The 23,771-nt window shown below is 70.6% G+C and carries 22 protein-coding genes; 13 read left to right on the forward strand and 9 right to left on the reverse strand.

All coding sequences use genetic code 11. From position 1 onward, the window contains the following. Positions 1 to 26: 26 nt before the first annotated feature. Genes betT through B9B60_RS12720 form a run of 3 tightly spaced genes read right to left on the reverse strand, consistent with a single transcriptional unit; the run spans position 27 to position 5,304 of the window. The gene (betT, locus tag B9B60_RS12710) at positions 27 to 2,042 is read right to left on the reverse strand and encodes a choline BCCT transporter BetT (protein WP_084451916.1); all 2,016 of its coding nucleotides are present in this window, start codon (positions 2,040 to 2,042) and stop codon (positions 27 to 29) included. After that, positions 2,039 to 3,799 carry a choline dehydrogenase gene (gene betA / locus B9B60_RS12715; protein ID WP_084451918.1) on the reverse strand — a complete coding sequence of 587 codons (1,761 nt, stop codon included), beginning with the start codon at positions 3,797 to 3,799 and terminating at the stop codon, positions 2,039 to 2,041. The genes betT and betA overlap by 4 nt, the downstream gene beginning before the upstream one ends. Then, the gene (locus B9B60_RS12720; RefSeq protein WP_084451920.1) at positions 3,796 to 5,304 is read right to left on the reverse strand and encodes an aldehyde dehydrogenase family protein; all 1,509 of its coding nucleotides are present in this window, start codon (positions 5,302 to 5,304) and stop codon (positions 3,796 to 3,798) included. Before B9B60_RS12720 ends, betA begins: the two co-directional genes overlap by 4 nt. A gap of 91 nt (positions 5,305 to 5,395) precedes the next feature. On the opposite strand from B9B60_RS12720, the gene B9B60_RS12725 reads away from it, so the two are divergent. Continuing rightward, the gene (locus tag B9B60_RS12725; protein ID WP_084451922.1) at positions 5,396 to 5,983 is read left to right on the forward strand and encodes a TetR/AcrR family transcriptional regulator; all 588 of its coding nucleotides are present in this window, start codon (positions 5,396 to 5,398) and stop codon (positions 5,981 to 5,983) included. An 80-nt stretch (positions 5,984 to 6,063) separates the two neighbouring features. Here B9B60_RS12725 and B9B60_RS12730 read toward each other — a convergent pair whose 3' ends face one another. Continuing rightward, on the reverse strand, positions 6,064 to 6,801 hold the full coding sequence (locus B9B60_RS12730) for a class I SAM-dependent DNA methyltransferase (protein WP_084451924.1): 738 nt from the start codon (positions 6,799 to 6,801) through the stop codon (positions 6,064 to 6,066). 113 nt (positions 6,802 to 6,914) lie between these two features. On the opposite strand from B9B60_RS12730, the gene B9B60_RS12735 reads away from it, so the two are divergent. Next, positions 6,915 to 9,278 (forward strand): ATP-binding cassette domain-containing protein, encoded by a 2,364-nt coding sequence (locus tag B9B60_RS12735; protein WP_084451926.1) that lies wholly within the window; start codon positions 6,915 to 6,917, stop codon positions 9,276 to 9,278. 286 nt (positions 9,279 to 9,564) lie between these two features. Here the strand turns inward: B9B60_RS12735 and B9B60_RS12740 are convergent, their stop codons facing one another. The 3 genes from B9B60_RS12740 to B9B60_RS12750 form a co-directional block, all read right to left on the reverse strand. Next, positions 9,565 to 10,482: an SDR family oxidoreductase gene (locus B9B60_RS12740; protein WP_234993867.1), complete on the reverse strand. Its 918-nt coding sequence runs from the start codon at positions 10,480 to 10,482 to the stop codon at positions 9,565 to 9,567. Positions 10,483 to 10,534: 52 nt separating this feature from the next. Continuing rightward, positions 10,535 to 11,560, reverse strand: a complete 1,026-nt coding sequence (locus B9B60_RS12745) for a TerC/Alx family metal homeostasis membrane protein (RefSeq protein ID WP_084451928.1) — start codon at positions 11,558 to 11,560, stop codon at positions 10,535 to 10,537. Positions 11,561 to 11,735: 175 nt separating this feature from the next. Next, the gene (locus B9B60_RS12750) at positions 11,736 to 13,145 is read right to left on the reverse strand and encodes an FAD-binding oxidoreductase (RefSeq protein ID WP_084451930.1); all 1,410 of its coding nucleotides are present in this window, start codon (positions 13,143 to 13,145) and stop codon (positions 11,736 to 11,738) included. A 171-nt stretch (positions 13,146 to 13,316) separates the two neighbouring features. Here B9B60_RS12750 and B9B60_RS12755 point away from each other — a divergent pair, with 171 nt between their 5' ends. From B9B60_RS12755 to vapC, 3 genes are read left to right on the forward strand one after another with little or no spacing between them, the layout of a single operon-like run. Next, on the forward strand, positions 13,317 to 13,646 hold the full coding sequence (locus B9B60_RS12755) for a single-stranded DNA-binding protein (RefSeq protein WP_084451932.1): 330 nt from the start codon (positions 13,317 to 13,319) through the stop codon (positions 13,644 to 13,646). 20 nt (positions 13,647 to 13,666) lie between these two features. Continuing rightward, positions 13,667 to 13,876 carry a type II toxin-antitoxin system VapB family antitoxin gene (locus B9B60_RS12760; RefSeq protein ID WP_094078827.1) on the forward strand — a complete coding sequence of 70 codons (210 nt, stop codon included), beginning with the start codon at positions 13,667 to 13,669 and terminating at the stop codon, positions 13,874 to 13,876. Further along, positions 13,873 to 14,271 carry a type II toxin-antitoxin system VapC family toxin gene (gene vapC / locus B9B60_RS12765; RefSeq protein ID WP_084451934.1) on the forward strand — a complete coding sequence of 133 codons (399 nt, stop codon included), beginning with the start codon at positions 13,873 to 13,875 and terminating at the stop codon, positions 14,269 to 14,271. The genes B9B60_RS12760 and vapC overlap by 4 nt, the downstream gene beginning before the upstream one ends. A gap of 19 nt (positions 14,272 to 14,290) precedes the next feature. Here vapC and dapA read toward each other — a convergent pair whose 3' ends face one another. Then, positions 14,291 to 15,181 (reverse strand): 4-hydroxy-tetrahydrodipicolinate synthase, encoded by an 891-nt coding sequence (gene dapA / locus B9B60_RS12770; protein WP_084452107.1) that lies wholly within the window; start codon positions 15,179 to 15,181, stop codon positions 14,291 to 14,293. 74 nt (positions 15,182 to 15,255) lie between these two features. On the opposite strand from dapA, the gene B9B60_RS12775 reads away from it, so the two are divergent. The 8 genes from B9B60_RS12775 to B9B60_RS12810 all read left to right on the forward strand — a co-directional run bounded on the left by B9B60_RS12775 (position 15,256) and on the right by B9B60_RS12810 (position 21,888). Further along, positions 15,256 to 16,167, forward strand: a complete 912-nt coding sequence (locus B9B60_RS12775; RefSeq protein WP_084451935.1) for a LysR family transcriptional regulator — start codon at positions 15,256 to 15,258, stop codon at positions 16,165 to 16,167. Beyond that, complete coding sequence (locus tag B9B60_RS12780; protein ID WP_084451936.1) at positions 16,164 to 17,084, forward strand: dihydrodipicolinate synthase family protein; 921 nt, start codon at positions 16,164 to 16,166, stop codon at positions 17,082 to 17,084. The genes B9B60_RS12775 and B9B60_RS12780 overlap by 4 nt, the downstream gene beginning before the upstream one ends. Then, positions 17,081 to 17,605, forward strand: coding sequence for a putative immunity protein (locus tag B9B60_RS12785; protein WP_084451937.1), 525 nt, complete (start codon positions 17,081 to 17,083; stop codon positions 17,603 to 17,605). The genes B9B60_RS12780 and B9B60_RS12785 overlap by 4 nt, the downstream gene beginning before the upstream one ends. Before the next feature lie 84 nt (positions 17,606 to 17,689). Then, a complete protein-coding gene (locus B9B60_RS12790) occupies positions 17,690 to 17,935 on the forward strand; it encodes a hypothetical protein (RefSeq protein WP_084451938.1) in 246 nt (81 codons plus the stop codon). A 453-nt stretch (positions 17,936 to 18,388) separates the two neighbouring features. Further along, a complete protein-coding gene (locus B9B60_RS17590) occupies positions 18,389 to 18,541 on the forward strand; it encodes a hypothetical protein (RefSeq protein WP_234993868.1) in 153 nt (50 codons plus the stop codon). Positions 18,542 to 18,667: 126 nt separating this feature from the next. Next, complete coding sequence (locus B9B60_RS12800) at positions 18,668 to 19,168, forward strand: hypothetical protein (protein WP_084451939.1); 501 nt, start codon at positions 18,668 to 18,670, stop codon at positions 19,166 to 19,168. Between the two features lie 35 nt (positions 19,169 to 19,203). After that, positions 19,204 to 20,211: a hypothetical protein gene (locus B9B60_RS12805; RefSeq protein WP_084451940.1), complete on the forward strand. Its 1,008-nt coding sequence runs from the start codon at positions 19,204 to 19,206 to the stop codon at positions 20,209 to 20,211. Positions 20,212 to 20,331: 120 nt separating this feature from the next. Then, positions 20,332 to 21,888 (forward strand): calcium-binding protein, encoded by a 1,557-nt coding sequence (locus tag B9B60_RS12810; protein ID WP_084451941.1) that lies wholly within the window; start codon positions 20,332 to 20,334, stop codon positions 21,886 to 21,888. A 48-nt stretch (positions 21,889 to 21,936) separates the two neighbouring features. Here the strand turns inward: B9B60_RS12810 and ilvD are convergent, their stop codons facing one another. Beyond that, on the reverse strand, positions 21,937 to 23,742 hold the full coding sequence (gene ilvD, locus B9B60_RS12815; protein ID WP_446027413.1) for a dihydroxy-acid dehydratase: 1,806 nt from the start codon (positions 23,740 to 23,742) through the stop codon (positions 21,937 to 21,939). Positions 23,743 to 23,771: the final 29 nt, after the last annotated feature.

Below are 23,771 nucleotides of genomic sequence, written 5' to 3' on the forward strand. Positions count from 1 at the left end.
GGCCCTCTCGTGGCGAGCGGGTCCGTCTAGACCTGGTCGGCGAGGACCCCCGCGGCGGACCAACGCTCGAGGTGGTCGAGCACGTCGTGGCAGACCTCCTCGCGGTCGTAGGCGAAGACGTCGTAGCCACCACCGGTCGGCAGGGCGACTTCGAGACGCGCCGTGCGGTCGTCGGCCTCGATCATCCGAGCGCCGTAGCTGGGCGCCGCCACCTGGCGCACCTGCACGGACCAGACGAAGGGAGCGGCCCCCTCGCCGACGACGAGCCGGGCGGACCCCGGCCGGTCGGGGCCACCGTCGTGCACCTCGACGGTGGCGGTCCTCCCTTCGTCGGTCATCGCGTCGGCGACCTCCTGCAGGGCCGGGACGACGACGCTCGCCAGGCGCTGGTTGGCGCGCTTGAGGCTCACGGTGCCGAAGGTGTTGGCGACCCGGCGACGCCACGACCCCTGGTGCGCCCCCTCGCGACCGACGAGGTGCGAGGCGAGCGAGAGGCGGGCGGCCGTCGTCTGGGTGCGCTCGGCCTCGAGCGCCCGGTGCAGGCCGATCATCACCAGGACCATGACGATCGCGAAGGGCAGTCCCATGACGATCGTCGCGTACTGCAGCGCCACGATGCCGCCGACGACGAGCATGGCGATCGTCAGCACGCCAGTGGTACCGGCCCACAGGATCCGCAGCCACGGGCGGGCGTCGGTCTCGCTGTCCGGCAGCTCCGAACTGAGGTTGGCCATGACGAGGGCGCCGGAGTCGGCGGAGGTGACGTAGAAGAGCAGCCCGACGAAGGTCGACAGACCGACGAGGAAGAGCGCCCCGGGGTACTGCTGGAGGAGGGCGTAGAAGCCCTGCTCCGGCTGGTTCACCGCCATCTCGCCGAAGGCCGCGTCGCCGTCGGCGATCTGCTTGACCGCGCTGTTGCCGAAGATCGAGACCCACATGACGATGTAGCTGAAGGGGATCGTCAGCGTGCCGAGCATGAACTGCCCGATCGTGCGGCCCTTGGAGATGCGCGCGAGGAACATCCCGACGAAGGAGGCCCAGGCGATCCACCAGGCCCAGAAGAAGAGGGTCCACAGCGACATCCACTCGGTCGGGTGGTCGTAGGCCATCGTGTCCAGGGTCATCCCGGGGAACATCGAGACGAAGTCGCCGACGTTCATCGTGATGGCGCGCAGCAGGAAGGCGGTCTCGCCGGTGACGAGGATCCACAGCGCGAGCAGGATCGCGAGCAGGACGTTGAGCTGGCTGAGCAGCCGGATGCCGCGGTCGACGCCGGTGGTCGCCGACACGGTCGCGGTGACGACGGCGAGGCCGACGAGACCGATCTGGGCGGGGATGCCCTGCGGCACGTCGAACATCACGCCGAGGCCGACGTTGAGCATGACGACGCCGATGCCGAGCGAGGTCGCGACGCCGAAGATCGTCCCGAGCACGGTCGCGATGTCGACGGCGTCGCCGATGGGTCCGCGCACCCGCTTGCCGACGAGGGGGTAGAGCGCAGAGCGCACGGCGAGGGGCAGCTTCTTGCGGTGGGCGAAGTAGCCCAGCGCCACACCCATGAGCGCGTACATGCCCCAGCCGGTGATGCCGTAGTGGAAGAGCGTCCACACCGTGGCCTCGCGGGCCGCGTCGACGGTCTCGCCCTGACCCTGCGGGGGAGCGAGGTACTGGCTCGCGGGCTCGGCCACGGCGAAGAACATCACGTCGGTGCCGATGCCGGCCGCGAAGAGCATCGAGGCCCACGCGAAGGTCGAGTACTCGGGACGGTCGTCGTCGTCGCCCAGTCGGATCCGGCGGTAGCGCATGCCGACGTAGACGACGAAGACGAGGATCGCGGTGGCCAGCAGGATGTAGAACCAGCCGAACCAGTTGGAGATCCATCCCACGACGCTGCCGAGGGTGGCCTCGGCGTTGCTCGGGGCGATGAGGGCCCAGGCGGCGACGACGACCGTCGCGACGACGGAGACGACGAGGACCGACTTCTTGGCTTGGGGTTGCGTCACCCGGTCCCGTGTCAGCTCGGGGTCGATGACCGTGCTCATCGGGCCTCCCCCTTCGGCTGGGCATCACGCACTGCCGCCAGGGCGCTGGGGATCTTGGTGCGCGCATCCCAGGCGTCGTTGCGCGGGTCGCCCTGCGGGTAGAGGGGCATGCCCTGCTTGGCGCGGTAGACCGGCGGGTGCTCCGCCGCGAGTGGCGTGTTGCCGGCGATGAGGTCGGCCGCCTTTTCCGCGACCATCATCACGGGGGCGTAGATGTTGCCGTTGGTGATGGTCGGGAAGACGGAGGCGTCGACGACGCGCAGCCCCTGCGTCCCGTGAACCCGCATCGAGCCGGGGTCGACGACCGCCATCTCGTCGGTGCCCATCTTGGCCGAGCACGACGGGTGCAGCGCCGTCTCGGCGTCCTTGGCGACCCAGTCGATGATCTCCTGGTCGGTCTGCACGTCGGGCCCGGGCGAGATCTCGCCACCGTCGAAGGGGGCGAAGGCCGGCTGCGAGAGGATGTGCCGCGCGGCGCGCACGACCTCGACCCACTCGCGGCGGTCACGCTCGGTCGACAGGTAGTTGAAGAGGATGGCCGGCTTGGTCCGCGGGTCGGCGTTCTTGATGTGGACGTGGCCGCGCACGTCGGAGTTCATCGGCCCGATGTGCACCTGGTAGCCGTGCTTGCCCTCGGCAGCCGTGCCGTCGTAGCGCACGGCGATCGGCAGGAAGTGGAACATGAGGTTGGGGTAGGCGACCTCGTCGTTGGTGCGGATGAAGCCGCCGCCCTCGAAGTGGTTGGAGGCGCCGACGCCGCGGTTGAGGAAGAGCCACTCGGCGCCGATGTAGGGCGCCTTCCACTTCTTCAGCCACGGCGAGATGGACACCGGCTGCAAGCTCGTGTGCTGCAGGTAGACCTCGAGGTGGTCCTGCAGGTTCTCGCCGACGCCGGGCAGCTCGACGCGGGTCTGCACACCCGCGGCGCCGAGCACGTCGGGGTTGCCGACACCGGAGAGCTGGAGCAGCTGCGGTGAGTTGAAGGCGCCACCGCAAAGGATGACCTCGCCGGCGTCGACCGAGTGCCGGCTGCGGCCGCCGCGCACGAAGTCCACGCCGGTGACGCGGGTGCCCTGCCAGCGCAACCCGGTGACCATGGCCAGCGTCGTGACGTCGAGGTTCTTGCGATCACGGACCGGCCGCAGGTAGGAGCGTGACGCCGACATCCGGCTGCCCTTGTAGACATTGCGGTCGAAGGGGGCGAAGCCCTCCTGGCGGTAGCCGTTGACGTCGTCGGTCCGGGCGAAGCCGGCCTGGGTCGTCGCCTCGAAGAAGGCCTGGAAGAGGGGCGAGTCCGCCGGTCCGCGCTCGAGCTTGAGCGGGCCGGCTCCGCCGCGCCACGCGTCGGCGCCGGCGATCGTCGTCTCCATGCGCTTGAAGTAGGGCAGGCAGTGGGCGTAGTCCCACGCCTCCATCCCGTCGAAGGAGGCCCAGGTGTCGAAGTCACCGGGGTTGCCGCGCTGGAAGATCATGCCGTTGATGCTCGAGCTGCCGCCGAGCACCTTGCCGCGGGCGTGCGGGACCCGGCGGCCGCCCATGTGCGGCTCGGGCTCGGTCTCGTAGGCCCAGTCGTAGAGCGGGTTGCCCGAGGGGAACATCAGCGCGGCGGGCATGTGGATCAGCGGGTCGGCGAGGAAGTCTGCGCGGCCGGCCTCGAGGACGAGGACGCTCGTCCCCTCGTCGGCGCTCAGGCGGTTGGCGAGGGCGGATCCGGCGGACCCACCTCCGACGATGACGTAGTCGTAGCGATCTCTCATGCGTCCTCTCCCTCGGTCGTGGCGTCGTCGAACCACCCGGCGCGCGCCGGGCGGGTGTTGTGCCAGATGTGCTTGGTCTCCTGGTACTCGTGCAGGCCGGCCAGGCCGAGCTCGCGCCCGATGCCGGACTGCTTCATGCCGCCCCACTCCGCCGCTGGGACGTAGGGGTGGAAGTCGTTGATCCAGATGGTCCCGTGGCGCAGTCGGCGGGCGACGCGCTCGGCGCGCCCGGCGTCCTGGGTCCACACCGCGCCGGCCAGGCCGTAGATCGTGTCGTTGGCGATCGCGACCGCGGCGTCCTCCGCCGCCTGGCGGGTCTCGCCGGAGAAGGTCTCGACGGTGAGGACCGGCCCGAAGGACTCGTCCTGGACGCACGTCATCTCGCTCGTGCAGCCGTCGAGGATCGTCGGCGGGTAGTAGCTGCCACCCGCGAGGTCGCCACCGGGGCGCTCGCCGCCGCAGCGCAGAACCGCGCCCTCGGCCAGACCCGCGGCGACGTAGGCCTCGACCTTGTTCCGGTGGGCGTCGCTGATGAGCGGGCCGGTCTCGGCGCGCTCGTCGAAGGGGCCGCCGAGGCGGATCGCCTGAGCGCGGCGGACGAGTTCGTCGACGACCTCGTCGTGCACCGACTCCTCGACGACAAGGCGCGAGCCCGCGGAGCAGACCTGGCCGGAGTCGAGGAAGATCGCGGTGAGCGCGTTGTCGATCGCGGCGTCGAGGTCGGCGTCGGCGAAGATGACGTTGGGGTTCTTGCCGCCGAGCTCGAGGGCGATCTTCTTCACCGTCGGGGCGGCCGCGGCCATGATCGTGCGGCCGGTGTGCAGGCCGCCGGTGAAGGAGACGAGGTCGACCTCGGGGGCCTCGGTCATCGCGGCGCCCACGGTGGCGCCGGGCCCGAGCACGAGGTTGGCGACGCCGTCGGGCAGACCGAGCTCGGCGAGGGTGCGCACGAGCCAGATCGAGGTCTGGGGCGTCAGCTCGCTCGGCTTGAGGACGAAGGTGTTGCCCGCGGCCAGAGCCGGAGCGACCTTCCACGCCGTCTGCAGCAGCGGGAAGTTCCACGGGGTGATGAGGGAGCAGACACCGACGGGCTCGCTCACGACCCTTGAGGAGACGTCGGGCATGCCGGGGTCGACGACCCGGCCGGCCTCGGCCTGGGCCAGGCCGGCGAAGTGCCGGAAGACCGCGACGATGTCCTGCATGTCGATCCGGGTCTCGACCATGCGCTTGCCGGTGTCGAGGGCCTCGAGGCGGGCGACCTCCTCGAGCTCGCTCTCGAGTCGGTCGGCGAGGCGGTGCAGGAGGGCGGCGCGCTCGGGCGCCGGCGTGCTCGGCCAAGGGCCGGAGTCAAAGGCCTCCCGGGCGGCGCGGACGGCCTCGAGGGCGTCGGCGGCACCCCCTTCGTCGACCGTCGCGACGACGGATCCGTCGGCGGGGCAGGTGATCTCACGGGTCTCTCCGGACGCGGCGGTCCGCCAGTGCCCGTTGATGTGCAAGGTCGTCATCGGTGGCTCCCTGTCGGTGGCGTGGGTCGGCACCGACCGTAACGTACGTTTCAGTTCCATGTGAAACGCGCGTTACGTTTAGGCTGGCGGCATGGCCACCACGGAGCGCCGTCGTCCGGCGCGGGAGCGGCTGCTCACCGCAGCCGACGAGTTGATGTTCGTCGAGGGCGTCGTGCTGACGCCCGTCGACGTCATCCTGCGTCGCGCCGGTGCCTCTCCCGCCACGCTCTACGCCAACTTCGGCAACAAGGACGGGCTCATCGCCGCGGCCCTCGAGCGTCGGCTGGGGGAGTGGACCGAGGTCTGGGACGCCGCGGTCGCCGACGCCGAGACGCCGACCGACCGGCTGCTCGCGATCTTCCCGGCGCTGCGGACCTACCAGCGCGAACGCCTCGACGAGCGGTGGTGCGCCTTCAGTGGGACGGCCGCCGCGACGGGTAACCCGGCGCCGGCGGTGGCCGAGATGCTCACGGCCGAGGACACCCTCCTCCACGAGCGGATCGAGTCGCTCGCCGCCCAGGTGGTGCCGGGGGAGCGCGGGGTGCGGCTGGCCGACGAGGTCGTCGTCGCCTACCTCGGGGCCATCACCGGCATGCTCCGCGGCGACCAGGAGCGGGCCATCGCCGCCGGCGAGCGCACCGCCGCCCACCTCGTCGAGGTCGCCCTCGCCGAGGTCTGACGCTCAGGAGTGGGGGTCGTTGCTCCCGTGTGCGGCACGAGGGGTCCAGCGAGGACGGCCCGGACATGCTGCCCACCTCATCATGGGCGGCGCCACACGCTGACATGGGACTCGCTGTCGGGGCCGAAGGGGGTCCCGCTCCAGTCCTCGTGGCGGCTCTCGAGCTCGAGCCCAGCGAGGCGGGCCATGAGGTCGAGCTCGCTGGGCCAGACGTAGCGGTAGTTGTGGGTGCCCCGGCGGTAGCCGCCGTCGGGCCGCTGGGTCAGGTGGTGCGAGGTTGCCTGCTGGGTCACCGGGTCGAAGGTGTCGAACCCGACGTGGCCGTCGGACACGTCGAAGGGGACCGCCACCTGGCCCGGGACGAGCCGACGCAGGGGAGGGACGCCGACCTCCACGACGAACCGGCCTCCGGGGGAGAGGTGACGTGCGGCGTTGCGGAAGCACTCGACCTGCTCGTCCTGCGTCCGCAGGTTGCCGATGGTGTTGAAGACGAGGAAGACCAGGGTGAACTCCCCGTCGGCGCGCACCGTCGCCATGTCACCGACGACCACCGTCAGGTCCTCCGCAGAGACCTTCGTCCGCAGCACGTCGACCATCGGGGCGGACAGCTCGATCCCGGTGACCGGGACCCCCTTCGCCAGCAGCGGGACCGCGACACGACCGGTGCCGATCGCGAGCTCGAGCACGGGCCCTCCACCCGCGAGTGCGGCGAGCGCGTCCACCACGGGATCCAGCACCGCCGGCGCGGACATGCCGGTACCCGCCGGGTCGTCGTAGCGCTGCGCCTGCTCGGCGGTCCACACGTCGCTGCTCGTCATCGCACCAGCACAGCAGGGCGAGGTCGCGGGCCGCCACCGGATTTCGACGACGTCGTCGCGGCGATCTGGTTGGATCACAGGTGGCCCACCCACCCCCTTCGTCTGGAGCTCGCATGCCGCACGCCGCCGACAGCCACGACCTCATCCGGGTGCAGGGAGCGAGGGAGAACAACCTCAAGGACGTGAGCGTCGACCTGCCCAAGCGGCGGCTGACGGTCTTCACCGGGGTCTCGGGCTCGGGCAAGAGCTCGCTCGTCTTCGGGACGATCGCCTCCGAGTCGCGACGGCTCATCGACGAGACCTACAGCGCCTTCCTCCAGGGCTTCATGCCCTCGTTGGCGCGGCCCGACGTCGACCACCTCGAGGGGCTGACGACGGCGATCATCGTCGACCAGGAGCGCATGGGGGCCAACCCGCGCTCGACCGTCGGCACGGCGACCGACGCCAACGCCATGCTCCGCATCTTGTACTCACGCCTCGGCCAGCCGCACGTCGGCCCGCCGACGGCCTTCTCCTTCAACGTCCCCACGCGCAAGGCGAGCGGGTCGATGACGACCGACAAGGGGACCCGCACCGAGCGCAAGACGGTCAAGCAGCAGGTGTACCTCGGCGGCATGTGCCCGCGCTGCGAGGGCATGGGCCAGGTGAGCGACATCGACCTCACCGCCCTCTACGACGACACCAAGACGCTCGAGGACGGGGCCCTCACCGTCCCCGGCTACTCGATGGACGGCTGGTACGGCCGACTCTTCGCCGGCATGGGCCTGCCGATGGACAAGCCCATCAAGGACTTCACCAAGAAGCAGCTCGAGACGATGCTGTGGAGCGAGCCGACGAAGATCAAGGTCGAGGGCGTCAACCTCACCTTCGAGGGGATCATCCCCAAGATCCAGAAGTCGATGCTCTCCAAGGATCCGGAGGCGATGCAGCCGCACGTGCGCCGGTTCGTCGAGCGGGCCGTGACCTTCCAGACCTGCCCGGAGTGCGAGGGCACCCGCCTCACCCCGGAGGCCCGTGCGTCGAAGATCAAGGGCAAGAGCATCGCCGACCTGTGCTCGATGCAGATCAACGACCTGGCGGCCTGGGTGCGCGAGCTCGACGAGCCCGGCTTCGAGCCGCTGCTCGCCGGGCTGCAGCACCTGCTCGACTCCTTCACCGAGATCGGTCTGGGCTACCTCTCCCTCGACCGCCCCGCGGGCACCCTGTCGGGGGGAGAGGCGCAGCGGGCGAAGATGATCCGTCACCTCGGGTCCTCGCTCACCGACGTCACCTATGTCTTCGACGAGCCGACGATCGGGCTCCACCCGCACGACATCGACCGGATGAACGATCTGCTCCTGCGCCTGCGCGACAAGGGCAACACCGTGCTTGTCGTCGAGCACAAGCCGGAGACGATCGCCATCGCCGACCATGCCGTCGACCTCGGCCCCATGGCGGGGTCGAAGGGGGGAGAGATCGTCTTCGAGGGGAGCGTCGAGGAGCTGCGGGCCAGCGACACCCTCACCGGGCGCCACCTCGACCACCGGGTCTCGCTCAAGGACGAGGTCCGCTCCGCCACAGGGGCGCTCGAGATCCGGGGTGCCAGCACGCACAACCTTCGGGACGTCGACGTCGACATCCCGACCGGGGTCCTCGTCGCGGTGACGGGCGTCGCCGGGTCGGGCAAGAGCTCGCTGATCCACTCGGGCCTCGACCACCGCGACGAGGTCGTCGTCGTCGACCAGTCGGCGATCAAGGGCTCGCGCAGGAGCAACCCCGCGACCTACACCGGGCTGCTCGAGCCGGTGCGCAAGGCCTTCGCCAAGGCCAACGGCGTCAAGCCGGCGCTCTTCAGCTCCAACTCCGAGGGCGCCTGCCCGACGTGCAACGGCGCAGGCGTGATCTTCACCGAGCTCGGGGTCATGGCCACGGTCGAGTCGCCGTGCGAGGACTGCGAGGGGCGCCGCTTCCAGGAGGCGGTGCTCGAGTACGAGCTCGCCGGCAAGAACATCGCCGACGTCCTCGAGATGTCGATGAGCGAGGCCGAGGCCTTCTTCGCCAAGGAGGGCCCGGCCTCCCTGCCCGCCGCACACAAGATCCTCACCCGTCTCGTCGACGTGGGCCTGGGCTACCTCACCCTCGGCCAGCCGCTGACGGCGCTGTCCGGTGGTGAGCGGCAGCGGCTCAAGCTCGCCGTGCACATGGGGGACAAGGGCGAGGTCTACGTCCTCGACGAGCCGACGACCGGCCTCCACCTCGCCGACGTCGACAACCTGCTCGCCCTGCTCGACCGCCTCGTCGACTCCGGCAAGTCGGCCATCGTCATCGAGCACCACCAGGCCGTCATGGCCCACGCCGACTGGATCATCGACCTCGGGCCCGGTGCCGGTCACGACGGTGGCCGGGTCGTCTTCGAGGGCACACCTGCCGATCTCGTGGCGAAGGGGGAGACCCTCACCGCAACGCACCTTGCGGCCTACGTGGGTCACGAGAGTTAGGACGCCTCCCTCGCGCGGCCGCCGCGCGGTGTCCCTGAGCGTCGGCGAGTGGGCCCAGGACGACGTCGAGGACGCCGACATCGAGGTCATCAAGAACTCCGGCACGACGTACAACTACGAGGACAAGACCTTCGCTACGGGGTGAAGTTCTGTGAGGCCTTCGACGCCGACGTCGCCATGCTGGCGACGATCGCCCTGGCCGTCGAGGAGGTCACCCCCGACCTCGCCAAGGCAGCCGCCAAGGCGAAGTGGTCGGGCGTCACGCTCCGCCCCGACACCGACGGGCTCAGCGCCGGCCGAGCCGCCGGTGGCCCTGCTGATGCTTGCGCAGCCGACGCTGGGTCCGCTCGCCCTGCCGGACGACGAAGGGGGTCAGGGCCAGCCCGAGCGCCGGGAAGAGGTCGCCGAACCGGACCACGGCCCCTCGCCACCCGGGCAGGGCGGTCACGAGCCGCGGCTCGTCGAGGACCTTGCCCACCGCGGTCACCACCTCGTGGGGCTGGAGGAGCTTGCCGGAGAAGGAGAGCGCGGCACCGGGGTCGTCGAGCCGGTCGTGGAGCATCGGGGTCCAGATGCCGTCGGGGCAGATGCACGAGATGTGCACGTCCTTGACCTTCGCTGCGCGCAGGTCGGCCATGGTGCTCAGGCTGAACCCCATGACCGCGTGCTTCGAGGCGGCGTAGACCCCCTCGCCGGGCACCGCGGTCAGGCCGGCGAGCGAGGCGATGTTGATGACCTGTCCGCCACCGCTGGCCCGCATCGACTCGATGGCGGCCAGGGTGCCGTTCATCGTCCCGATCGCGTTGACCTCGAGCATCAGACGGCGCTGCCGTGCGTCGTGCTCCCACGCGGGCCCGGTGAAGAGCACGCCGGCATTGTTGACCCAGACGTCCAGGCGACCGGCGATGGCGATGATCCGGTCGCGCGCGGCCCGCACGGCCGCGTCGTCACGCACGTCGAGGGTGAGGGCCGTGGCCCGCTCGCCGAGCTCGCTCGCTGCCTGCTGCGCTGCAGCGTCGTCGACGTCGGTGACGAGCACGTGGTGGCCGCGCTCGACGAGCATGGTGGCGATCTGGCGGCCGAGACCGCGCCCGGCCCCGGTGACCACCGCCCCGGCCGGCCAGCGATGGCCCGTGGCGGGGGCGGTGTCGACGGGCTGGGTGTCGCTCGCGCGGGGGCTCTTGCGGTGGTTGGCAGGGGTCACAGCGGCAGTCTCCCGCACCGGGGCCACCGGTGCGGGAGATCAGCCGCGACGCTCAGACGTCGACCCTCTCGTGGTCGTCGTCGCGGAGGTCCGCTTGCGTGGCGTCCGTCCGGTCGAGCGAGCGCATCCGCCACAGCGAGGCGACCACGGCCACGACCATCGACACGAGGATGACCACGAGCGAGTGCCAGGTCTCGATGTGCGGCACCCACGTGATCGGCTCGCCGCCGTTGATCCAGCTCACCTCGTTGGCCTCCATGGCGTGCAGGACGAGCTTGACGCCGATGAACCCGAGGATCGCGGCGATGCCGTAGTGGAGGTAGACGAGGCGCTCGAGCAGCCCGCCGAGGAGGAAGTACAGCTGGCGCAGACCCATGAGCGCGAAGATGTTGCACGCGAAGACCAGGAAGGGGTCGGTGGTCACCGAGAAGATCGCCGGGATCGAGTCGATGGCGAAGACGAGGTCGGCGGTGCCCAGCGCAAGGATCACCAGGACGAAGGGGGTGAAGAAGCGCACCCCGTCCTTGCGCACGACGGCCTTGGACCCGTGCCACTCGTCGGTGAAGTTCAGGCGGCGCTTGAGGGTGCGGATGACGAGGTTGTCGGGGGCGCCCCCTTCGTCGTCGTGGCCGAAGGCCTGCTTCCAGGCGACGTACACGAGGTAGGCGCCGAAGAGGTAGAAGACCCAGGCGAAGGACTCGATGACCTGCACGCCGACGAGGATGAAGATGCCCCGCAGGACGATGGCGATGAGGATGCCGATCATCAGCACCCGCTGCTGGAGCGCGTGCGGCACCGCGAAGCTGCCCAGCAGGATGATGAAGACGAAGAGGTTGTCGATCGAGAGCGAGTACTCCAGCAGCCAACCGGTGAGGAACTCGCCGGAGCGTTGGGTGTCGCCCATGGCGAAGAGCACGCCGGCGAAGACCAGGGCGAGTGAGACGTAGACGGCGACCCAGGCGCTCGACTCCTTCATCGACGGCACGTGGGGACGCTTGATGACCAGGAGCAGGTCGAGGATCAGGATCGCGCTGAGCACCGTCAGCGAGGCGATCTCGAAGATCTGGTAGGCGGACACGGAAGAACCCTTCGGGGTGGGGGACGGCGGACAACTCCGCGAACGTCTCTCCCGCGCTGTGCGCGCCTCCACGACCGGGAGCCGAGGCCCCGTAGTGACGATCGTGGCGTGTCGGGATACTCCCCTTCGCCGCTTGCAACTTACCTGCGGGGGAGTGCCACGACGAAATCGGGCGTCAGAGGATCGTGCCGTCCGGGTCGTAGGTGGCGCGGACCTGCGTGTGCCGGGTCGCGTTGCCGGAGAGGTACTCCCGCTGGGGCCGGCCGGCCTCGAGATAGCCCAGGTAGCCACCCGAGCTGCGTGCTCCCATGAGGTCGTGGGCGTGGGCGATCCACGAGCGGGCGCGGCTGTAGTGGGTCGACGTGGCGCTCGTGGGCAGGCCGACGTACCACTGGACGCTGGCGGTGTGGTTGCGCCACGGGAAGGGCGTGGCCGTCGCCCACGGGGAGCCCACCGCGCCGTCGAGCGGGTCGAGGATCGCCGAGGCAGCCAGGCCCCGAGAGGCTGCCGATCGCATGGCGGAGACGACGGCCTCGGCTGTGCCGCTCGTCATGACCCGCACGATGTCGGCGCCGGCGACGAAGCGGGTGCGGGGCGTCGTCGACCCGCCGCCGAGGTAGCGGATGGCGTCGAGGTGGGCACGTGACGTCGTGCTCGTGCGGGTGGGGGTGATGCCGATGGCGCGGCGAAGGGAGAGCGCCCGGGAGTCCTGCCGTCCGGCGGGGCAGACGCCGAAGACCCGCACGGACAGCGACGACCCGGCGGTGTCGACGTGTGCATTGGCCCAGGTGTCGCTCGGCTGCTCGGCGACCCACTCCGCCCACCGGCGCACCACGGTGGCGGCCGACGACGCGGGGAAGCTCAGCGAGAAGAAGCCCATCGACGTCGCCGGGATGGTCCGGTAGGTGAAGGACGTGACGAGGGCCGCGCCGGAGCCGCCTCCGCGCAGCGCCCAGTAGAGGTCCGCGTCGTGGGAGGCGTCGACGGTGCGGATCCGACCGCGGCCGTCGACGACGGTGGCACGGACGAGGCGGTCCGCGGTCAGGCCGTAGCGCCGGCTGTCGACGCCGAGTCCGCCGGCCAGGGTGAGCCCGGCGGTGCCGACCGTGGGGCAGGTGCCGGTGGGGATCGAGCGCCCTTGTGCGGCAAGGGCCTCGTGGACGGAGTAGAGGCCGGCGCCCGCCCCGACGGTCGTCTGGGTCCGGCCCGGTGTGAGGTCGACCGACCGGAGGCTGCGGGTGTCGACGACGAGGGCGCCGGTCGTGGCCGATGCACCGACGTAGGAGTGGCCCCCGGAGCGGCCGGTGACCCGCAGCCCGTGGTCACGGGCGAAGCCCACGCAGGTGGCGACGTCGCGGGTGGACAGCACCCGGGCCACGGCGGCTGGACGCCGGTAGTCCCAGTGCGGGTCGAAGAGCGGGGCTCGGCTGCGGTAGGCCGAGGTGCCCGGCAGGGACACGCTCCCGCGCAGGGCGGCAGACAGGTCGGCCCAGTCACCGGGGCTCGGTCCGGCCGACGCTCCCTGAGCGGCGACGAGGGGGAGCGCGGCCCCCGCGCCGAGGACGGTACGGCGTGTGATCTCCATGCCTCGTCAGACGTCTGGGCACGCCAGGTGGTTGTCGTCGTCATCCCTTCGTGACCTGCGCTCGTCCCCACACGACGACGCACGTCGGTGCCCGTCCACAGGTCCGGGTGCGACACCTCGGTCGGCCGCTCGCTGGGCCACGGTGGACGGACACACGACGAGGGGAGTGCCATGAGCGGGTCGACGACCGAGGCGATCGAGGAGACCAACGAGGTCGCGCTGACCGGGCGGCTGAGTGGTGAGGCGAGCATCCGCGAGCTGCCGAGCGGGGACGAGCTGGTGACGTGGCGGGTCGTCGTCGCGCGGGGAGAGGGCGAGCCGGTCGACACGATCGACCTGGCCTGCTGGACCGCCGGCACCCGTCGGGCCGCGCGGCGGCTGGCCGACGGTGATCGCGTCCGGGTCGAAGGGAGCCTGCGGCGCCGCTTCTTCCGGACCCCGGCCGGGGCGGCCAGCCGCTACGAGGTCGAGGTCAGACGGCTCGTCCGGGACCGCCGATGATCGAGGTGTATCCTTGGTGTATGGGGCGCACCAACATCGAGATCGACGACGACCTCATCGCCGAGGCCATGCGTCGCTATGGGCTCGCGACCAAGCGTGAGGCGGTCGACTTCGCCCTGCGTCGTCTCGTGGGGCCGGTCATGACGCGCGAGGAGATGCTCGCGATGGAGGGCAGTGGCTGGGACGGCGACCTCGACCAGGTGAGGTCCGACCCGGTGGAGCCGGTGTGACGCTCGTCGACACCTCCGTGTGGATCGAGTACCTGCGCGGCACCGACTCGCCGTCCACCCGCTATGTGCGAGAGCACCTCGGCGGCGACCTGCACACCACCGAGCCCGTGCTCATGGAGCTGCTCGCGGGGGCTCGCGTCGGGGCGTCGACCGCGCGGCTCGAGCGGTTGCTCCTCAGCCAGAGTTGGGTGCGCCTGGAGCCGCCGCTCGACCATCGAGGTGCGGTTGACGTCTTCCACGCCTGCCGCTCGGACGGGCATCCCGTCCGGTCGCTCAACGATTGCCTCATCGCTGCCGCGGCGCTGCGGGTCGGCCTCCCGGTGGCCCATCGCGACGCCGACTTCGAGCGCATCGCAGCAGTCACCGGCCTCACCGTCGTCGACCTGCGTGGGTGACCGAGAGCTCTGCCTGGGCTCACGCGGCCGGGGAATGGCTTGCGCTCAGCCAGATTTTCACGGCGTGGGGCAGCGGCTCCTCGACCATTGGCAGGCGGACCGCTGCCGACGAGATGATGCCGGCCGCCGTCAACGCGGCCTTGGCCGTCGCCGCGCCCGGCCCCGGTCGCATGAGGCCGAGGGCCAGCGGCATCAGCTCGGCGTTGATCGAGCGCGCCTCGTCGAGTCGTCCTGCCCGGACGGCGTCGATCAGTCGGCCCGTGAGCCGGGGCGCGAGGTTGGCCACGACCGAGACGAGGCCCACCGCACCTGCGGCGAGATGGGGCAGGTTCAGCTCGTCCGACCCGCAGTAGTGGTCGAGTCCGGTCGCTCTGGCGAGGGTCATCGACTCGACGAGATCCCCCTTCGCGTCCTTGATCCCGACGACGGTCGGCAGCTCGGCGAGCCGGGCGAGGGATGCCGGCGTGAGGGCGGTCCCGGTCCGGACCGGCACGTCGTAGAGCAGCACCGGCACGTCGGTGGCCCCGGCGACCGCGGTGCAGTGCTCGACCAGCCCCGCCTGGGAGGGTCTGGAGTAGTAGGGAGTGACGAGCAGCAGCCCGTCGGCTCCGGCCGCGGCCGCCTCGCGTGCGGCCGCGATGCTGTCGGCGGTCACGTTGTTGCCCACCCCGGCGATGACGCGCGCGGCTCCCTTCGTCCTCGAGGCGACCGTCGCGATGAGTGCGGACACCTCCTCGCGCGTCAGCGTGGGCGCCTCTCCCGTCGTGCCGGCGACGACGATGCCGTCGCAGCCGCCGTCGACGAGGTGGTCCACGAGGCGCTCGACGTCGGTCCGGCTGACGCGACCATCCGGCGTCATCGGGGTGACCATGGCGACGAGGTGCTGTCCGAGGGTGGGCTCAGTGCTCATGGCGTCCACCGTGGTGCCCGAGGACACCGCCGGTCCAGCGATGGTTCATTGGCCGGACTCATTAGCATCGCTTCATGATCGATCTCGCGGCCCTGCGCTCCCTGACCAGCATCGCCGGTCGCGGCACCCTCGCCCGCGCGGCCGCCGAGCTCGGCTACACGCCCTCGGCGGTCTCGCAGCAGGTCAAGCGGCTCGAGCGCGAGCTCGGCACGCCGCTGCTGGCCCCGGCGGGGCGGGGCGTGGTCCTCACCCCTGCCGGCCGCGCGCTCGTCGATGCCTCCGGAGACGTCTTTGCGGCGCTCGAGGTGGCCTCGAGCGCCGCGCGATCCGTCGCGGGTGGACGCCCCACCGGTCTGCTGCGCATCGGGGCCTTCTCCACGGCGATCCGCGGGCTCCTCGCCCCGGCGCTCGTCGACCTCGGCCGGCACCACCCGGACCTGCGGGTCGACATCATCGAGCTCGACCCGCTCGAGGCGCTCTCCGCCGTCGACGTGGGGTCCGTCGACCTGGCCTTCGTCCACGACGCCGACGGGGTGCCGACGGCAGCGCCGGCGAGTGTCCGACAGTCCGTCGTGCACACCGATCGCGGCGACCTCGCCGTGCCGGCCGGGCATCCGCTCGCCGAGGCGTCCGCGTCGGTCGAGGAGACGGATCTCGCCGCCCACTCGTGGGTGACGAGTCCTCCCGGGACCGTGTGCCACCAGTGGTTCCGTCGGCTCTTCGCCGCCAGCGGGCGCGAGCCGGACGTGCGGCACGTCGCCGACGACTTCTCGACCCAGCTGGCGCTCGTCGCCTCCAGCAACGTCCTGGCCCTCGTCCCTCGGCTGGCGAGGCCCGAGGTCCCCGACGGCGTCGTCGTCCGCCAGCTGGCCACCGCACCGACCCGAGAGGTGCGCGCGGCGTGGCGGGTCAGCGCCCACGACAGCCCGGCCATCCGGGCCGTGCTGTCGCAGTGGGTGGATCCCGATGGTGGACTGGGGACATGACCACGTCCCGCCTCCTCACCGGGCTCAGCGCCTTCCCACTCACACCCATCGCCGACGACGCCGTCGACGAGCGGGCATTCGCCCGGATCGTCGAGCACCTCGCCACGGCGGGCGTCGACAGCATCACGGCGCTGGGCTCGACCGGCAGCTACGCCTACCTCGACCGTGACGAGCGGCGCCGGGTCGTCGAGCTCGCGGTGGCTTCGGCCGGTGACGTCCCCGTCCTCGCAGGCATCGGTCATGTGCGCACGCGCGAGGTGCTGCGCCACGCCGACGACGCGCAGGCCGCCGGTGCCGCCGCGCTGCTGCTCGCGCCGGTCACCTATCAGGCCCTGACCGACGACGAGGTCCTCACGCTCTTCGCCGACGTCTCGGCGGCCGTCTCGGTGCCCGTCGTCGTCTACGACAACCCCGGCACGACCCACGTGAGCTTCAGCGACGAGCTGCACGCCCGGATCAGCCGGTTGCCGCACGTCGAGGCGATCAAGATCCCGCCCGTCACCGGGGGAGTGGACGTGGTCAGGGCGAGGGTGGGCTCCCTTCGTTCCGCGATCGCGCCCGGGGTGACCATCGGCATCAGTGGCGACGCCGTGGCTGCAGATGCGCTGGTCGCGGGTTGCGACGCCTGGTTCAGCGTCCTCGCTGGCACGCTGCCGGGGCCCTGCCGCGCGATCGTCGATGCGACGTCCGCCGGTGACGCGCAGGAGGCCCAGCGGATCTCGGTGCAGCTTGATCCGCTGTGGCGGCTCTTCGGTGCCCACGGCAGCTATCGGGTCGTCGCCGCGCTCGCCGAGGAGCTCGGGGCCGTGGCCCACCCCTGCCTGCCTCGACCCGTCCTGCCTCTCGACGAAGGGAGTCGCGCCGACGTGCGCGCGGCGCTCGCCACCCTTCGTGAGGAAGGGCTGGTCGAGCAGTGATCCTGCCCCCGGTCCGTGACCCGCGGATGATCACGGTCCGTCGTGGCGGGACCCTCACGGACGACAACCACCAGCTGCTCGCGCGCTGGGCCGCCGACTGCGCCGAGCACGTCCTGCCGCTCTTCGAGGACGTGGCGCCCAAGGACCACCGGCCACGTGAGGCGATCGAGGCAGCCAGGGCCTGGGCGAGGGGCGAGATGCCGATGATGACCGCGCGGGCACTCGGAGGCCATGCCATGGGGGCGGCGCGACCGCTCACGGGGGCCGCGCGTGGCGCCGCCTACGCCGCCGGGCAGGCGGCCTGCGTCGGCCATGTCGCCGAGCACGACCTCGGGGCCGCCGCCTATGCGATCAAGGCGGTCGTGGCCGACGCGCCCCGGGGTGGGGGAGAGGAGACCCGGCTGGCCGAGTGCGCGTGGCAGCGCCAGCGACTCCCCGACGCTGTCCGCGATCTGGTGCTCGAGGACATGGCGCGGCGCAACGACATCTGCTGGTCGGTCTTCGACGTGGACGCTGCCTGACACCCGTGACGCCCCTGCCGTCGGTTGCGCGGTGTCGTGCGTGACGGGCAGGAGGGGCAGCGGTACCGTGGTCGAGGAAGGGATGTGATCCAGATGACACCCGAGATCCACGACCTCGGCTCCGACGTCGAGACGCGTCTGAGCGAGGTGGCCCGCAGCCACGGACGCACGATGGAGGCCGAAGCTGCCGGCATCCTCACGGCCATCAGTCAGGGTCGGACCCACGACCCGGAGGCCGTCATGAACCTCTTCACGGCGGCGCGACGCAAGGTCTCCAAGGAGGCGCTGGCCCCGCCGACGCAGGTCGACTTCACGCCCGACGGCTACTGATTTCCCCGGTGCATTCCTTCGACGACCCGGTCGCCGAAGCAGTTGCCGCTGACGTCACGGGATGGGGGTTCGACTGGCTCGACGGCCGGGCGACCGAGGAGGCCCGACGTAGAATTATGTCAGATTGCTCGAGGCTGCACTCGCCGCGTCGGACTCGGCCCTCGACATCGACACCGGCGGGGAAGAGGTGATCGACGAGGCCGGCGACCTCCTTCGCGCATGGTCCTCACCGAGGCCGGGCCACCCAATGCGCTCCGGGCGCGTGATCGGTTGGGGCCGCGTGGTGCCGTCTCACGTCACCCGGTGCGCGTCCGCAGTGGTCCGAGATCGCCCGCGTCCTGCGGCAGCACGGCTGCTACCTGGCCCAGCGTGGGCCGGAGTCGGCCTTCGAGCTCATCGAGCAGTTCCTCGGACCCTTGTGCGACACGGGAGTTCTTCGACATCGGGGCGATCGTGTGGATCCTGCGCAACTGCGTCTGGTGGGTCCCGGACTTCACGGTCGAGCGCCATGAGGCCACGCTGCGCCGGCTGGATGCTCGGCTATGTCAGGGGCAGACCGTGGTGGCGCACTCGAGCCGGCACCTCGTCGTGGCCCGTCGCCCCTGAGCTACGCCTCGGGAGCATTGCCACCGCCAGATGTGTTGAACGCCGATAATCCACATTATGTCAGCACGGCTAGAAAACTAGCCGTTTAGGCTTGCGGACTGCCCCCCGCTCTTGCACACTCGGTCCATGGGAATCTTCGCGCGAAACCGTCAGCTCGAGCAGGAGCGGGCGCCGGACTACTTGCAGCACGTGCAGGCGACGGCCGCCAGCCTGGAGCGGGCGCAGCACACCCGCGATCAGGCGATCGTCGCTGCCCGCCGACACCACAAGCTCGCCGACGTCTCGACTGCGGCCGGCCTGAGCCTCAGTCGCGTGAAGCAGATCGTCGCGCCCTACGACCGCGCGGGCGCAGGGCCGATGGCCAAGCTGCCCCCGATCACAGAGAACGACCTCAACCTCGAGCGCCGGGACCGGGCTCTCCACGACGCCGGCGGCGCCGCGGGCGTGGAGATCGACGGCGGCCCGGGCAATGACCTGCTCGACAGCGACTCCGACCAGCCGGGCGCGGACAAGCTGGTGGGTGGGCCAGGGAACGACCGGCTGATTGCCGGAGGTGACGGGACCGGAACCCCGAATGTGAGTGGCCCAGACCGGTGTGTCATCACCCGAGCATCGGCGACCTCCTGATCGGTGGCCCGGGAGACGACCGGCTCGAGCCAGGCATGGCCCACAACGAGTCCGATGGCTGGGCGCGCGCCGACACCATCAGTTTCGCCGATGCACCAGCGTCCCCGGGAACCCAGGGCGTCACCGTTGACCTGACCCGCGGCACGGCGACCGGGCACGGCAACGACACCATCTTCCTGGCCGCACCGGGCGTGGAGGACCCTGCTGCTGCCGCGCGGCACGGCGTGGTCCTGGCCGTGGTGGGCACGCGGGGCGACGACACGCTCAAGGATTTCGTCTCGCCGCCCAGCACCGCGAATCACCCGACCTCGAACGTCACCCTTGTCGGGGGGCCCGGCAACGACAGGGTCACCGCCGCCGGTGGCGGAACCACCGTCCAGGAGGGCGTCGCGCCCGGCCGACCCGAATCCCTGGGGTCCGGCACCTACCGGGTCGGGCAGGAGTTCGCCGGCCAGGGTCCCGGGTCGGCCAACGTCTACCGCAGCACCTCACCTGGCACCACCGAGTTCTGGCTGAACGGCGGCGGAGGTCGGGTCATCGGAGGCCTCGGACAGGACGCCGTCCGAGTGCTCGGAGGTACCAGCAAGCACTCCATCTCCTTCGGAGCGGGCAAGGCCTTCCTCCTCGTGCACGGAAAGGCCGTCCACCGACCGGTCACTGCCACCCCGGGTACCGTCCTCGCCTACTCCCGGGACCTCGGCACCTCGAAGTCCGCGGTGAAGGTCAATGCCGCCACCGGCTCGGTGCGCGTTGCTGGAAGGAATCTGGGGACGGTCAGGGGCGTCAGGTCCTGGGACCTGCTGACCCAGGGGGCACTCACCTTCACCGGAACGGCCAGGGCCGACAACCTGTGGGTGATCGCGAAGCGCATCAACGCCCGCCTCCGGGCCGGGAACGACACCATCACTGCCCGGGTCCGCACCCGTACCGGTACCCGCGTGGACGGCGGCAAGGGGCGCGACACCGTGCAACTCCGTCACCAACGAGGCGCACAACTGGTGAAGTTCAAGGCCAAGCTGATCAGCATCGAGATCCGCCGCTGACGCCACGGTTCACCGATCCTTCCCCTGACGCAACCTGACGCAACCGATCACCCTCCCGGTTCGTAGTGACCATGAACGCGGTGCTGGGACCGCGCCACTGAGCTCATTCCGGGGGAAGCCATGACGATCCGCACACCGCACCGCACCGCCCGCCAGCACGCACGCGCCCGCATCGCTGCCGTCACCGGACTGGGGTTGGTGATCCCGGTGCTGGCACCCGCACTGGCACCCGCACTGGCACCCGCACTGGTCCTGGCCGTCACCGCTCCCGCCGCGCAGTCGGCCACCCCGACCTGCCACGGCAAGCCCGCCACCATCGTCGGCACCGCCAAGGACGACGTCATCACCGGCACAGCCGGTGATGACGTCATCGTGGCCGGCTACGGCTCCGACATCGTCAAGGGTCTTGACGGGAACGACACCATCTGCGGTGGCCTGGGGGACGACGGGCGGAGCTCTGATGATGGCTGGAACGACGACCTCGACGGTGGGCCCGGCGACGATCTGCTCGATGGTTCCAGCGGCGCCGACAAGCTGACCGGCGGGGCCGGCAACGACCGTCTGATCGGCGGTTGGGACGGCACCGGTAGTGAATTCTGCTCCGATGGCCTCTGCGAGGAGAGCTCGGCCGGCGACCTGCTGATCGGCGGACCCGGCAATGACCGTCTGGAACCCGGGCAGGACAGTGAGGGCATCGGCGGCATCGAACGCATGGACACCATCAGTTTCGCCGATGCCCCGGCCACGCCCGGTTCTCCCGGTGTCACGGTCAATCTGGCAGCCGGCACGGCCACGGGTCACGGCAATGACGTCCTTCATTTCGCCGAAGGCGACGGAGGTGGGGACGAGACGGTGGTGGAGGTCGCAGTTCTCGGGAGTCGGGGCGACGACACGATCAGCGATTTGCCGAGGGGATACGAGGTCAGTCTCAACGGGGGCCCCGGCAACGACACCATCACCGCGCATGATTCCAGCACGACCATCGTCGAGGGCGTCGATCCCGGCCGCTCACTGCCTCTGGGCCGAGGGACCTATCGGATCGGCCAGGAGTTCGCCGGCCAGGACCCAGGTCGATCCAACCGCTACCGGCGGACCGCGACCGAGAACGGGCGTGGCGACAATCTCGGTGGGTTCATCCTCAATGGCGGCGGTGGGACCGTGACTGCTGGACCGGGCTGGGACAACCTCAGGATCGCTGGGAACAGCACGCACCGGATCAACCTGGGCGCTGGCAGGGGTGACGTGGAGGTGCAGGGGAAGGCAACCCACGGCCCAATCACCGCCAGCACCGGAGCGGACGTCCGCTACTTCCGCGACCTCGGCTCCTCGCGGTCCGCGGTCAAGATCAACGCCAGCAAGGGAACCGTCGCCGTCAGCGGCACGAACGGATTCAAGAACCTGGGCACCGTCAGGCGGGTCACCGACTGGACCCTGCGCACCCGCGGCGCCCTCACCTTCACCGGCACCTCCAGGGCCGACCAACTCACCGCCCGCGCCCAGCTCCTCACCGCCCGCCTCTACGAGGGCAACGACAAGGTCACCGCGGTGATGCTCGCCAAGAAGGGCACCAGCATCAACGGCGGCAAGGGCCGCGACACCGCCCGCCTGCGCCTGCAGAAGGGCAAGAAGCAGGTCAAGTTCAAGGCCACGCTGATCAGCGTCGAGATCCGCCGCTGAGTGACCTTGTCACCTGTGTCAGCCCGGTCAGCCCAGCTCAGCCCCGGCTCATTCGGGCACGCGGCGGTAGGCGCCGTCGCTGGCCGCGGTGGCCATCGAGGCGTAGGCCCGCAGTGCCGCCGAAACCACCCGGTCCCGGTTGAGGGGCGTGTAGGGCTTGTCCCGCTTCTCCTGGGAGATGCGACGCTCGTCCAGCACGTCGTTGGCCACGTCCAGGTTGATGCGGCGGTTCGGGATGTCGATGGTGATCGGGTCACCGTCCTCGACCAGTGCGATCAGACCGCCGCCGGCCGCCTCGGGCGAGATGTGCCCGATGCTCAGACCCGAGGTCCCACCGGAGAACCGGCCATCAGTGATCAGGGCGCACTTCTGTCCCAGCCCGCGGCCCTTGAGAAAGGCGGTCGGGTAGAGCATCTCCTGCATGCCGGGGCCACCCTTCGGGCCCTCGTAGCGGATCACCACGACGTTGCCGGCCTCCACCTGGCCACCCAGAATCCCCTCGACAGCGGCGTCCTGGGACTCGAAGACCTTGGCGGTGCCGGTGAAGTTCCAGACTGCCTCGGGGACGCCTGCGGTCTTCACCACGCAGCCGTCGGCGGCCAGGTTGCCCTTCAGGATCGCCAGGCCGCCGTCCACGGTGTAGGCGTGCTCGACGTCGCGGATGCAGCCCTCGGCCGCGTCGGTGTCCAGGCTGCCCCACTCGTTGGAGGTGGAGAAGGCCTCGGTGGTGCGGACCCCGCCCGGAGCTGCCTTGAAGAGGTCGAGCGCCTGGGCCGAGGGGTTCTCGGCACGGATGTCCCAGTTGGCCAACCACTCGGTGACCGAGGCGGAGTGGATCGAGGCCACGTCGGTGTTCAGCAGCCCGCCGCGGTTCAGCTCGCCCAACAGGGCAGGAATTCCGCCGGCCCGGTGCACGTCCTCCATGTGGTACTTCGGGGAGTTCGGCGCGACCTTCGACAGGCACGGCACCCGACGCGAGATCTCGTCGATGTCATCGACCGAGAAGTCCAGCTCGGCCTCACGGGCCGCCGCCAGCAGGTGCAGCACGGTGTTGGTGGAGCCGCCCATCGCGACGTCCAGGGCGACCGCGTTCTCGAAGGCAGCGCGGTTGGCGATGTTGCGCGGCAGCACCGACTCGTCGTCGTTCTCGTAGTACCGCTTGGCGAGTTCGACGACGACCCGACCGGCCTCCTCGAAGAGCGCGCGGCGCTTGGCGTGGGTGGCCAGGGTGGAGCCGTTGCCGGGCAGCGCCAGGCCCATCGCCTCGGTGAGGCAGTTCATCGAGTTGGCGGTGAACATGCCCGAGCAGGAACCACAGGTGGGGCAGGCGGAGCGCTCGATGACGTCCAACTGCTCGTCGGTGACCGTGTCATTGGCCGCGGCGACCATGGCGTCGACCAGGTCGAGCTTGGAGTGCACGATGCCCTCGATGGCGGTGGTCTTGCCGGCCTCCATCGGGCCGCCGGAGACGAAGACCACCGGGATGTTGAGGCGCAGCGCGGCCAGCAGCATGCCGGGGGTGATCTTGTCGCAGTTGGAGATGCAGACGATGGCGTCGGCACAGTGCGCCTGCACCATGTACTCCACGGCGTCGGCGATCAGTTCACGGCTGGGCAGCGAGTAGAGCATGCCGCCGTGGCCCATCGCGATCCCGTCGTCGACGGCGATGGTGTTGAACTCCTTGGCCACCCCGCCGGCCGCCTTGATCTCCTCGGCCACGATCTTGCCCAGGTCCCGCAGGTGTACGTGACCGGGGACGAACTCGGTGAACGAGTTGGCGATGGCGATGATCGGCTTGCCGAAGTCGGAGTCGGTCATTCCGGTGGCGCGCCACAGCGCGCGGGCACCGGCCATGTTCCGACCCGAGGTGGAGGTGGCAGAAC

It is taken from the genome of Janibacter indicus, assembly GCF_900176385.1.
In the GTDB taxonomy this organism is placed as follows: domain Bacteria; phylum Actinomycetota; class Actinomycetes; order Actinomycetales; family Dermatophilaceae; genus Janibacter; species Janibacter indicus.

Excerpts from the sequence above, each read along its gene's own strand:
- B9B60_RS12725 (WP_084451922.1), top strand. The coding sequence starts at position 5,396 with ATGGCCACCACGGAGCGCCGTCGTCCGGCGCGGGAGCGGCTGCTCACC.
- B9B60_RS12720 (WP_084451920.1), bottom strand. The coding sequence starts at position 5,304 with ATGACGACCTTGCACATCAACGGGCACTGGCGGACCGCCGCGTCCGGA.
- betA (WP_084451918.1), bottom strand. The coding sequence starts at position 3,799 with ATGAGAGATCGCTACGACTACGTCATCGTCGGAGGTGGGTCCGCCGGA.
- B9B60_RS12775 (WP_084451935.1), top strand. The coding sequence starts at position 15,256 with ATGATCGATCTCGCGGCCCTGCGCTCCCTGACCAGCATCGCCGGTCGC.
- B9B60_RS12755 (WP_084451932.1), top strand. The coding sequence starts at position 13,317 with ATGAGCGGGTCGACGACCGAGGCGATCGAGGAGACCAACGAGGTCGCG.
- B9B60_RS12805 (WP_084451940.1), top strand. The coding sequence starts at position 19,204 with ATGGCCCACAACGAGTCCGATGGCTGGGCGCGCGCCGACACCATCAGT.
- B9B60_RS12730 (WP_084451924.1), bottom strand. The coding sequence starts at position 6,801 with ATGACGAGCAGCGACGTGTGGACCGCCGAGCAGGCGCAGCGCTACGAC.
- B9B60_RS12780 (WP_084451936.1), top strand. The coding sequence starts at position 16,164 with ATGACCACGTCCCGCCTCCTCACCGGGCTCAGCGCCTTCCCACTCACA.
- betT (WP_084451916.1), bottom strand. The coding sequence starts at position 2,042 with ATGAGCACGGTCATCGACCCCGAGCTGACACGGGACCGGGTGACGCAA.
- dapA (WP_084452107.1), bottom strand. The coding sequence starts at position 15,181 with ATGAGCACTGAGCCCACCCTCGGACAGCACCTCGTCGCCATGGTCACC.
- B9B60_RS12750 (WP_084451930.1), bottom strand. The coding sequence starts at position 13,145 with ATGGAGATCACACGCCGTACCGTCCTCGGCGCGGGGGCCGCGCTCCCC.
- B9B60_RS12735 (WP_084451926.1), top strand. The coding sequence starts at position 6,915 with ATGCCGCACGCCGCCGACAGCCACGACCTCATCCGGGTGCAGGGAGCG.
- ilvD (WP_446027413.1), bottom strand. The coding sequence starts at position 23,742 with ATGGCCGGTGCCCGCGCGCTGTGGCGCGCCACCGGAATGACCGACTCC.
- B9B60_RS12800 (WP_084451939.1), top strand. The coding sequence starts at position 18,668 with ATGGGAATCTTCGCGCGAAACCGTCAGCTCGAGCAGGAGCGGGCGCCG.
- B9B60_RS12810 (WP_084451941.1), top strand. The coding sequence starts at position 20,332 with ATGACGATCCGCACACCGCACCGCACCGCCCGCCAGCACGCACGCGCC.
- B9B60_RS12760 (WP_094078827.1), top strand. The coding sequence starts at position 13,667 with ATGGGGCGCACCAACATCGAGATCGACGACGACCTCATCGCCGAGGCC.